This is a genomic window from Roseovarius sp. MMSF_3298 (assembly GCF_030733705.1).
In the GTDB taxonomy this organism is placed as follows: domain Bacteria; phylum Pseudomonadota; class Alphaproteobacteria; order Rhodobacterales; family Rhodobacteraceae; genus Roseovarius; species Roseovarius confluentis.
In genome coordinates this window covers 1-10,591 of record NZ_JASHIN010000008.1, presented here as the reverse complement: position 1 = coordinate 10,591, position 10,591 = coordinate 1, and the positions used below count along the sequence as shown (strand labels likewise).

Below are 10,591 nucleotides of genomic sequence, written 5' to 3'. Positions count from 1 at the left end.
GGCGCGGCGCGGTCAGCGGCCGCGGAAACATTCGGTGGGATTGCGGGTTTGGGTTTGATAGGAAGAAAGTCGTGCGGCAGGCCCACCTTGCCGCCACGCGCAACGAAGCGACGGATAGGCCCGGGGAGTTTCTGATCATGGACGGGATCTACTGCGGACAACCGCCGCCGCCCGCGGAGCTTTGGACAAGCTGGAACCTCGATCCGGCGGTTCTCGCGGCGCTTTTGGGGCTGACGGCGCTGCTGCGGCGCGAGCCTGCCGGGCTGGCGGCTGTCGCGGTGATGTTCGTCGCGTTCGTTTCGCCCTTGTGTGCGCTTTCCTCTGCCCTGTTTTCGGCACGGGTGCTGCATCACGTTCTTCTGGTGGCGGTGGCGGCGCCGCTTCTGGCGGTGGTCTGGCGCGGGCGCGGCAGGCCCGGCCCGGCCCTGCCCTTTTCGGTTTCGACGGCGGTGCTGTGGATATGGCACGTCCCGGCAAGCTATGACTTGGCGTTGTCCAACGTGGCGGTCTACTGGCTGATGCAACTGACGTTGCTTGGCAGCGCCGTCTGGTTCTGGCGGGGCATCTTCGCCATCGAGGATGCACCCATCGACCGGCTGGTCTTCGTGGTGGCTGGGTTTGCGCAGATGGGCATGCTTGGCGCGATCCTGACATTCGCCCCCGCGCCGCTATACGCGGCGCATGCCGTGGCACCGTTTCTCTGGGGCCTCACGCCGCTTCAGGACCAGCAGCTGGGCGGGCTGATCATGTGGGTGCCGACCGGTGTTCCCTACGCGGCGGCCGCCATCGTCGTGGCCCGGCGCTCCTGGTCACACCTGTCCTCGGGTCCGGCATGACAATCGACTGGATCCTCTCGACCGTGCCGCTGCTCAAGCTGCTGCATGTCGCCGGGCTGACGCTGTGGTGCGGCGGACTGCTGGTTCTGCCCCTCATGCTGGCCCGCCATGACCCTGCCGTCGTCGCCGACGATTATCGCATCATCCGGCACGCCACCCATATGACCTACACAATGATCGTCACCCCCGCCGCTGTGCTGACCGTCATCGCGGGAACCTGGCTGATCTTCCTGCGCGAGGTTTTCGTGCCGTGGCTTTATGCCAAGCTCGCTTTCGTTGCGCTCCTTGTCGCCGTCCACGCCTGGATCGGCCACGTTCTGGTGAAGGTCGCCGAGAAGCCGGGCCGACATCGGCCGCCGCACCCCCTGCTGCCCGTCGCGGCCGCACTGGTGCCCTGCCTGTTCATACTCACCCTTGTGCTGGCGAAACCGACGCTGGACTGGATCAGCTTTCCCGAATGGATGACCGAACCCCGTGGCGGTCAGTTGCCCTTGGACGTCCCCAGCCGGTAATCGAAGACGAGCTTGCCCCCATGCCACCCCGTGAAGCCCACCACGCAGACGCAAAGTGCCGACATCAGGATGCCGTAGGGCAGCACCGCCTCCTGATATCCGTAGAGCCGCTGACCCCAGTTGGCCCCCAGAAGGGCCAGCAATGTGACAGCGATGATGAAATGCGTCCAGGCCGGGGCCCGCGCGCGGATACCCGGCACGAACAGCAATTCGGCCGTGCCGGAAAGTCCCGCAAACATCCCGAACAGGAAGCCGGTGCCCGCGGCCCACAAGGCCGCGCGTGCCCAGAACGCGTCGCCCGTCCACCAAAACAGCGCATCCGCCCCCAGGGTGCAGACGGTCAGAGCGACTGGGAACGCCACGCTCATCGCATGGATCGGATGGCCCAGGATCGCGATCTGCGATTCCGTTTCGCCAAAGCCGGGACGTTCGCTGACCGGATCGATCAGTTCCTCGTCTTCCTCGTTCACCATCGGTTCCGTCACCATGTCGCCCCACTGTGTCGCACTGTCGTTGCGACCACAACGCTTGTGACGCTTGCAGGTTGCGACGGGGCGCTATCCGTCGTCGATCCGGCCGGACCGGCCGCGCGCGAGATCGCTACCCTGTGGTGGGTGCTGCTGGCGGGGGCGACGCTGATCTTCGCCTTGGTGATGGTGCTGACGGCCCTGCCCTTTCTCCGCCGTGATGGACCGGGCAGCGAAAGGCACGGCATTCGCACCTGGGTGATCGGCCTTGGCCTGGCCTTTCCGATGGCCGTGCTTGCCGCGCTGCTGGCCTACGGCCTGGTGATCGGTGAACGCTTGCTGCCACGCGCCGGCGACGAGGTCGTCGAGGTCGCCGCGACCGGCAGCCGCGACGGCTGGTTGTTCACCTATCCCGACGCAGCCGACCGGACGACCAGCGCGGTACTGCACATTCCCGCCGGGCGGCCGGTCGATGTGGTGATCACGACCGAAGACGTGATCCACGCGTTCTGGGTACCCCGACTTGCCGGCAAGCTCGATGCGATCCCCGGCCATGTGAACATCCTGCGGATCGAGGCCGACGCGCCGGGCACCTACCGGGGACTCAGCGCAGAGTTCAGCGGCGCCGGCTACGGCGACCTGACCTTCACCGTCACCGCGCATGACGCGGCCGGCTGGACGGCCTTCCTTGCAGGTGAACCCGAATGAACGCACTCCGACGCCATCGCGCCCTCTCTCGCATCTGGGCGTCCGAGCCGGGCTTCCGCGGCTGGTTCTCGACCGTGAACCATACCGACCTGGGGCGGATGTTCCTTGTCACCGCCTTCTTCTTCTTCGTCGTCGGCGGGCTTCTGGCGATGCTGATCCGCGCCCAGCTTGCCACGCCGCATTCGGCCTTCGCGGGGCCCGAGATCTACAACCAGATCTTCACCATGCACGGGACCATCATGATGTTCCTCTTCGCCATCCCCACCTTCGAGGGGCTGGCGGTCTATCTGCTGCCCAAGATGCTGGGCACCCGCGACCTGGCCTTCCCGCGGCTTACGGCCTATGGCTACTGGTGTTACGCCTTCGGCGGAACGATGCTTCTCGTGTCGATGCTGCTGGGAATCGCCCCCGATAGCGGCTGGTTCATGTACCCGCCGCTCAGCGGCGCGATCCATTCGCCGGGAATCAACACCGATTTCTGGCTGATCGGCATCACCTTCGTCGAGATTTCGGCCATCGCGGCAGCGGTCGAGATCACCGTCTCGATCCTGAAATTCCGTGCGCCGGGCATGTCTCTGGACAGGATGCCGATCTTCGCCTGGTATGCGCTTGTTACCGCGCTGATGATCCTGACGGGGTTTCCGCCGCTGATCCTCGGCTCCGTGCTGCTGGAAGTCGAGCGCGCCTTCGGCCTGCCGTTCTTCCAGGCCGAGCTGGGGGGCGACAGCCTGCTCTGGCAGCACCTGTTCTGGCTGTTCGGCCACCCCGAGGTCTACATCATCTTCCTGCCTGCCGCGGGCGTGATCTCGACCGTGCTGCCGGTGATGTGCCGCACCGCCCTGCTGGGCTACGGCTGGATCGTCGCGGCGGCGGTGGCGCTGGCCTTCCTGTCCTTCGGCTTGTGGGTCCACCACATGTTCACCACCGGCATCCCGCACATGGGACTGGCCTTCTTCTCGGCCGCCTCGACGCTGGTGGCGGTGCCAACGTCGGTGCAGATCTTCGCGTGGATCGGCACGATGTGGCGGGGCCGGCCCGAACTGCACATGCCGATGCTGCACATCCTCGGCTTCTTCGTGACCTTCGTGATCGGCGGGCTGACCGGCGTGATGGTCGCCGTGGTGCCCTTCGACTGGCAGGTGCATGACACCGCCTTCGTCACCGCGCATCTGCACTATGTCCTGTTCGGCGGCTTCGTCTTTCCGGTGCTGGCCGGGATCTACTACTGGCTGCCGCATGTCACCGGGCGAAAGCGGTTCTTCCGGTTGGGGGAATTCGCCTTCGCACTGGTTTTCACCGGATTCCACGTGACCTTCCTGGCCATGCACTGGGTCGGCCTCCTGGGCCAGCGCCGACGCATCCCGACCTATGCGCCCGAAGATGGCTGGACCGCGATCAACCTGGTGTCCTCCGTCGGCAGTTTCGTGCTGGCGATCGGTCTGGCGATGGTCCTGTTGGATATCATCCTCAATTCCGTCACGGCTGTGCGGGGCCGGCGCGATCCCTGGAAGGCGGGCACGCTGGAATGGGCGATGATCCAGCCGCCACCGGCCTACAACTTCGCCAGCCTTCCGCAGGTCACCGACCGCGAGCCGCTGGCCCGGAACCCGGACCTCGCTCTGCGGCTGGCCCGCGGCGAAGGCTACCTGGAAAGCCCCCGGCAGGGCTGCCGCGAGACGCTGACCGTCGACGTCGCCTCCGGCCGACCGGATTTCCACGTGACCTACCCGTCGAACACCCGACTGCCGATCGTGATGTCGGCGGTCACGGGCCTGTTCTTTCTGTCGCTCCTGCTCAAGCTCTACTGGCTGACCCCCCTGGCCCTCGCCGGCGTGGCAGCGCTGGCCTGTCGCTGGGTCTGGGCGCTGGGCCGTCGTGACGATCTGCCCGCGCAGGACGTCGGCCACGGGCTGGAATTGCCCCCCGCCGCCGCGACCGACCGCGGGCCGGGCTGGTGGGGGTCGGTGTTCCTGCTGACGGCGAACGCCACCTTCTTCGGGTCGCTCCTGTTCGGGTTCGCCTTTCTCTGGACCGTCGCCCCGGGCTGGCCGCCGCCTGCGTGGTTTACCCCCTCGGGCCTGGAGGTAGGCATCGGCCTGGCGGGCGCGGCCACCGGACCCTTGGCCATGCGGGTGGCGATCCGGGCGGTGCGCCGCGACGCCAACGTGCTGGCCGCGCTTGGCCTGTCCTTCGCCGCCGCCTGCGCCATCGGGATCGCCTGCGCGGCGATGATGCTGCGCGCGCCGGACCCGGACGGGCACGCCTATGGCGCAACGCTGACGGTGCTGGGCGCCTACGGTCTGGTCCACGCGGGACTGGCCGCGCTGATGATTGCCGTCCTGACCGCCAAGGTCCGGGGCGGGCTGACCTCGGCCCGGCGCCGGGCGGATTTTCCGGTGGCTGGCCTTTGGATCGACTACTTGGCCGCTACCGCAACACTGATCCTTTTGGCCGCGCACCTGCCCGGGTTTCTGCCATGACGGATGTGCTGCGTATTCTGGTGTCGCCCCTGCTGTGGCTGGCCGCGTTTAGCGCGGTCTACGGGCTGCACGGATCGATCTGCGGCCACGGCCTGACGGGGACGGTGTCCGGCGTGGCGCTGCCCGGTCTGCTGCTGGGCGCAGGCTATGCCCTAACGATCCTGGCGCAACTGGCGCTTCTGGCGGCGCACTACTTCTGGCCGCACCCGTCATCCGACCTTGTCCGCTTCGTCAGCCGCGCCGGGGGGTGGGTGGGTCTGGTCGCCACGATCTGGACGCTTCTGCCGGTTGTGTCCATTACGACATGCAATTGAGGTGCAACTTTGAGTTTGTAGGTTCCCGTCACACCCTCACGAGGCGCGCCATAGTCGGGTGGAGCCGGAAGGACCTGCTCGCCATCTTCTCGACCGGGCGCAACGCCCATGCGGCAGTCAACGGCGAGATGCAGTTGGTCATCCGGAATTCCACCCAGTTCATGAGCGCAGAGGACCTCGCCGCCATGTCGGCCTTCCTCTTGGGGCTGAACGGCGGCGGCGCGGCGCCGGAACGCTCCGGCGACAGGACCGGGACCGAGGCCCTGATCGCCTCGGCCGACCCGGACATGCCCCTGGGGCACGGCTCTACATCGACAACTGCAACGCCTGCCATTTCGCCGACGGGCACGGCGCCGACGAGGTCTTTCCCGAACTCGATGGCAATGCGCTGGTCACGGCGGAAAGCTCGACGGGGCTGATCTCGATGATCCTGAACGGGTCGGAACTGCCCTCGACACCCAAGCGTCCCTACACGCTGCGGATGCCCGGATTTGCAGACAGGTTAACGATCGCACGCTTGAGCTGGCCGTTATCGTCACCTGACGTTTGCGCGGCGCCATTTTCCGGGTCATCGGTCACGGCAAATCCTCCGCGATTGGGCGCCGCCCATACTTGCCCTGCTCCTCTTCCAGAATGCGCCGAACCTCTGCGAGCAATGCCGCAGCCTTGCCGTCGGGTGCGCCATGCTCGGCGCTCTCTGCCGCCAGGTCGGTCAAGACCGAGTTCAGGAAGTTCATTCTTTCGCTCCAGGAATATCCCTCTTCGGCGAGAACCTCTTGCAACTCTTGCGGGGAAATCCAATCTCCATTCCGCGTTCGCAATTGACGGCTGTTTTCCTGCGTCATAACCCGGATCCTCCTACAGGGGAAACCGCCTGTGAACGCGGCAGTTCCCAGCAGCGCGCGCCCTGCCTCGATGCGGCGTCTGTCCGCTGAATCCATCCAGTCTCCGGCAAGGGCGAAGCCGCGGTCGGGGCCAATATGGATACTGTCATTCAAGGTGAGGTCATCACCGGGTTTCGTCTCCAACATTTGTTGGGCGCGACTCCTTGTGAGCAAAGAAACGCTCCCCCACAGCGAGCACCCCTCGAAACATTATCCGCGCGCATCTGTTAGTCGAATTCATCACCAGTGTGCTCGTAAGAGGTTCAAATGAAATCCGAAACCGACCTCACGGATCGAAAGCACGGCGACATTTCCATGTCCAAGGAGCGCTCTGACGCAGCCGGAGCGGCACGCCTGCGCGATCGGATTTAACGTGGCGCAGAGGGCGACAAGGTTGCATTCCAAGGCCCCGTCGCTGCGCCGCTGGGCACGGACGACGAAGCGGCGGGAACTCCGCCGAGCGCGGCACAGGTGTCAACGGCAATGCAACGAGAGGCGAACCGATACGCGAGCGCCGACCGTAAGCCGGGCTCAGAGGACATCCAGGGCGACGGATCCCGGCAACCCGCCCGGTGGGTCGTCGCGGGCTTCTGGCACTGGCGGCCGTGGCAATCGCTTTCATCGTTGCGTGATTGGAACGCGGCGGATCGGCCTGTGTTGAATCAAGAGACTTGGTCATCGTGCGACTGACTGTCCGGCTTTCACATCCGGCGCGGTGGACAATTTTGGCCCACGGAACACCGGGAGGACTGCATGACCGAAAACACGGAGAATGATCGGCGGAAACCCCTGGTTTTGATCACCGGGGCAGCCGGAAATCTCGGTGGCGCCCTGACGCGGCGGCTGGCTGATGACTACCGGGTGGTCGGCCTCGACCTGCAGGAAGCTGAGGACATCTTCGCTTTCGATATCACCGATGCGGCGTCGGTCGGCAGCGCAATGGAACAGGTGCGATCACAGCATGGCGATCACATAGCCGCCGTCATCCACCTTGCCGCCTATTTCGACTTCTCGGGCGAGGAAAGCCTGCTCTACGAGAAGGTCAACGAGGAGGGCACCCGCAACCTGCTGCGCGGGCTGCGGCAATTCCGCGTCGACCGTTTCATCTATTCCGGCACCATGCTGGTGCACCGCCCCTCGGCCCCCGGGATCCCGGTCACCGAAGACACTCCGGTGGAGCCGGGCTGGGCCTATCCCGCCTCGAAGGCGCGCACCGAGGAGGTGATCCGGGCCGAACATGGCGGCATCCCCTATGCCCTGCTGCATCTTGCCGGCCTTTATGACGAACGAACAGCCGTGCCCACGCTGGCCGAGCAGATCCGCCGCATCTACGAACGCGACCCGAAATCGCACGCCTATTCCGGCGACCTGTCCACTGGCCAATCCTTCCTGCACAAGGACGACATGCTCGAGGCCTTCGCCCGCACGGTCGACCGCCGGGACAATCTGTCCGAGGACGTGACGATCCTGATCGGCGAGCGCGAGGCCATGGGCTATGATGCGCTGCAACGGCGCATCGCGCAGCTGATCCACGGCACCGAAGACTGGCAGACGCTCTCGGTCCCCAAGCCGATCGCCGCCGCCGGGGCCTGGGCGCAGGTTAAGGCCGAGCCGGTCGTGCCGGATGATTTCTACCATGGCGAGGAGCCTTTCATAAAGCCGTTTATGGTCAGAATGGCGGATGACCATTACGAGCTCGACATCTCCCGCGCCGAAGAATTGCTGGGGTGGACGCCGAAGCATTCGATCCGCGAGGAATTGCCGGCGATGATCGCCAGGCTGAAGAACGACCCGGAGGGCTGGTATGAGGCCAATGGTCTAACTAAGCCGCACTGGCTTCAGGCCGCGAAGGATCGTAACGACCCCGAAGCATTGCGCAGACGTCACGAAGACCAGTTCCGCACCACTCATGCCCGAAACGTCTGGGCGCAGTTCCTCAACATCGGGCTGGGGGCCTGGATGATCACCGCTCCGGTGATCCTGGGCTACACCGACCTGACCGGCTTACTGGTCAGCGACATTGCTGCGGGGGTCCTGGTGGTGATCGGAAGTTTCCTGGCGCTCTCCTGGCGCGCCGCACTGGTCCGCTGGGGGGTCGCCGCGGTCGCCGCCTGGATCATGACCGCGCCGCTGGTATTCTGGACCGAAAGTGCCGCGGCCTACCTCAACGGCACGCTGGCGGGGGCGGCGATCTTCGGCCTCGCGGTCTGCACCCGCCCCGCGCCGGGGATCGGCACCATGTCGGCCACAACCGGGCCGACGATCCCGCCCGGCTGGGATTACTCTCCGTCCGACTGGACCCAGCGGATGCCGGTGATCGGGCTGGCCTTCATCGGGCTCTTTGTGTCGCGCTACCTCGCCGCCTACCAGATGGGCCACGTGGACGGGGTATGGGAGCCGTTTTTCCCAGGCGCGCCCGACAATCCGCAGAACGGCACCGAAGAAATAATCACCTCGGACATCTCCGAGGCCTGGCCGGTGCCGGACGCGGGCCTTGGCGCGCTGACCTACCTGCTGGAAATTCTCATCGGCTTCATCGGCTCGGCCCGCCGCTGGCGCACGATGCCCTGGCTGGTGCTCATCTTCGGCATCATGATCGTTCCCCTGGGCGTGATCTCCATCACCTTCATCATCATCCAGCCGATCTTGCTAGGCACGTGGTGCACGCTCTGCCTGATCACCGCCGCCGCCATGCTGGTCCAGATCCCCTATGCGGTGGACGAGCTGATCGCGACCTGCCAGTTCCTGCGCCGCCGTCACCGGGCGGGCGCACCGATCCTGCGGGTCTTCCTGACCGGCGACACCGATGACGGGCCGGACGACCGCCGCGACGAAAGCTTCGAGCGGCCCGCCGGCGCCGTGGCGCGCGAGATGCTGGGCGGCGGCGTGAGCGTGACCTGGGGCCTGGTAGCCAGCGTGGCGATCGGCACCTGGCTGATGTTCACCCGGCTGACCTTGGGCACCGAAGGCACCTTGGCCAACACCGACCACCTGATCGGCGCGCTGGCAGTCACCATCGGGGTCAGCGCCATGGCCGAGAGCATTCGCGCCGCGCGGTTCCTCAACGTCTGCCTCGGCGCGGCGCTGGTCATCTGCGCGCTGGTGATGGAGGCGACCTGGGTCCAGAGCGGCGCTGACATCGCCGCCGGGCTGGCATTGATGGCCGTCAGCCTGGCGCGCGGACCAGTCCGCCACAGCTACGGCGGCTGGTCGCGCGTGGTGGTATGAGCAGGGTTCGCAAGCCTCCCGCTCGCAGCCGGTGCGGCGCTCTTCCCGGGGCCAACGGTGGTCGTCTGGCTCTCGGGCACGCGAATGTCCCGGCTGATCGATGACGTGCGGGCGCCGGGTGGCATCACTTCGCTCGCCTGGACCGCGGCTGCACTGTCTGCCACGGTGGCACCGTCCTGTCGGTCACACTCGGATGACGGAGAAACCGGCATGCACCACCCCGCGACCCATGCACTGAGCGATGTTCTCGACGAACTCGAGCGCTCCGTTTCGGGTGAGGAGATTTCGGTCGAGGATGTGGTCGATACGCTTGGTCACTCTTCCTTCGCCGCGCTGATGCTGGCCTTCTCGCTGGTTTCCACCTCGCCGGCCAGCGCCATCCCCGGGATCACCGCCGTGGTGGCGGCGCTGGTCTTCATCCTCGTGGCGCAGATGATGGTGGGGCGAAAGAGCGTCTGGCTTCCGGGTTTCGTCACCCGTCGGAGGTTGTCGACCGGTAAGCTCTGCAAGGGCATCCGCTGGCTGCGGCGGCCCGTCCGCCTTGTCGAGCGCTTCCTGAAACCGCGACTGACCTGGCTGTTTCACCGTCCTTGGACGTGGCTGCCACTGACCCTCGTGATGGCGCTCGCGTTGTTCATGCCGTTCATGGAGATCGTGCCAACGTCCGTCTCCATAGCTTCGGCCGTGATCGCACTCTTCGCCGCCAGCCTGTTGACCCGCGACGGCGTGCTGGCGCTTGTTTCGCTCGGCCTGCTGTCGATATTGCCTGTAGCGATCTATTATTGGGTCTGACACCAGAGCGGGCAATTCGGCTATTGCCACCATGAGGGCGGTCCGGATTTCTGAGGGTTTCTTGACGAATGTGAAACGACCGTCTTTGCAGCCATGTGCACCTCAGGTGCTACGACAGCCTATAAACTCGCCATCATGGATGCGGGACGCGAATGGTCTGACCTGAGTCTACGAGAAGAACAGCCCCAACGGCTACCGCTCGGTACAGCATGTCTCCCCAATCCATCACTGGATCGACCTGTCGGAAACGAAGACCGGGTTCAGTCTGCAAATCGCCGCGGATTACATCCTCATCGCCCCGCATCCCGGCAAGCACGATGCGGATCTTCTCCTCCGCCGAGTAAAGCTTGCGGGTCTTACGCTTGATACC

General features: G+C 65.6%; 10 protein-coding genes and 1 pseudogene. 8 read left to right on the top strand and 3 right to left on the bottom strand.

Annotated features, from left to right (window positions below):
- Positions 1-71 precede the first annotated feature (71 nt).
- Positions 72-836 (top strand): cytochrome c oxidase assembly protein, encoded by a 765-nt coding sequence (locus RBB18_RS09000; RefSeq protein ID WP_245890391.1) that lies wholly within the window; start codon positions 72-74, stop codon positions 834-836.
- Positions 833-1,348, top strand: a complete 516-nt coding sequence (locus RBB18_RS08995) for a CopD family protein (protein WP_103761819.1) — start codon at positions 833-835, stop codon at positions 1,346-1,348. The genes RBB18_RS09000 and RBB18_RS08995 overlap by 4 nt, the downstream gene beginning before the upstream one ends.
- Here RBB18_RS08995 and RBB18_RS08990 read toward each other — a convergent pair.
- Positions 1,318-1,836: a DUF2231 domain-containing protein gene (locus RBB18_RS08990; protein ID WP_371931616.1), complete on the bottom strand. Its 519-nt coding sequence runs from the start codon at positions 1,834-1,836 to the stop codon at positions 1,318-1,320. The two genes, RBB18_RS08995 and RBB18_RS08990, sit on opposite strands and share 31 nt — an antisense overlap.
- A 42-nt stretch (positions 1,837-1,878) precedes the next feature.
- Between RBB18_RS08990 and RBB18_RS08985 the strand changes: the two genes are divergently transcribed.
- The 4 genes and pseudogenes from RBB18_RS08985 to RBB18_RS08970 all read left to right on the top strand — a co-directional run.
- Positions 1,879-2,523: a cytochrome c oxidase subunit II gene (locus RBB18_RS08985; protein ID WP_306110935.1), complete on the top strand. Its 645-nt coding sequence runs from the start codon at positions 1,879-1,881 to the stop codon at positions 2,521-2,523.
- Complete coding sequence (gene ctaD / locus RBB18_RS08980; protein WP_306110934.1) at positions 2,520-5,003, top strand: cytochrome c oxidase subunit I; 2,484 nt, start codon at positions 2,520-2,522, stop codon at positions 5,001-5,003. Before RBB18_RS08985 ends, ctaD begins: the two co-directional genes overlap by 4 nt.
- Complete coding sequence (locus RBB18_RS08975; RefSeq protein WP_306110933.1) at positions 5,000-5,317, top strand: hypothetical protein; 318 nt, start codon at positions 5,000-5,002, stop codon at positions 5,315-5,317. The genes ctaD and RBB18_RS08975 overlap by 4 nt, the downstream gene beginning before the upstream one ends.
- Positions 5,318-5,375: 58 nt before the next feature.
- Positions 5,376-5,762, top strand: a pseudogene (locus RBB18_RS08970) (cytochrome c); the annotation flags it as partial.
- A gap of 130 nt (positions 5,763-5,892) precedes the next feature.
- Here RBB18_RS08970 and RBB18_RS08965 read toward each other — a convergent pair.
- Positions 5,893-6,348, bottom strand: a complete 456-nt coding sequence (locus RBB18_RS08965; RefSeq protein WP_306110931.1) for a hypothetical protein — start codon at positions 6,346-6,348, stop codon at positions 5,893-5,895.
- A gap of 606 nt (positions 6,349-6,954) precedes the next feature.
- Between RBB18_RS08965 and RBB18_RS08960 the strand changes: the two genes are divergently transcribed.
- Both RBB18_RS08960 and RBB18_RS08955 read left to right on the top strand, forming a co-directional pair.
- On the top strand, positions 6,955-9,429 hold the full coding sequence (locus RBB18_RS08960; RefSeq protein WP_306110930.1) for a vitamin K epoxide reductase family protein: 2,475 nt from the start codon (positions 6,955-6,957) through the stop codon (positions 9,427-9,429).
- An 84-nt stretch (positions 9,430-9,513) separates the two neighbouring features.
- Positions 9,514-10,221, top strand: a complete 708-nt coding sequence (locus tag RBB18_RS08955) for an exopolysaccharide biosynthesis protein (protein ID WP_306110929.1) — start codon at positions 9,514-9,516, stop codon at positions 10,219-10,221.
- A gap of 133 nt (positions 10,222-10,354) precedes the next feature.
- Here the strand turns inward: RBB18_RS08955 and RBB18_RS08950 are convergent.
- On the bottom strand, positions 10,355-10,591 hold a 237-nt coding region (locus tag RBB18_RS08950), incomplete at its 5' end, for a hypothetical protein (protein WP_306110928.1).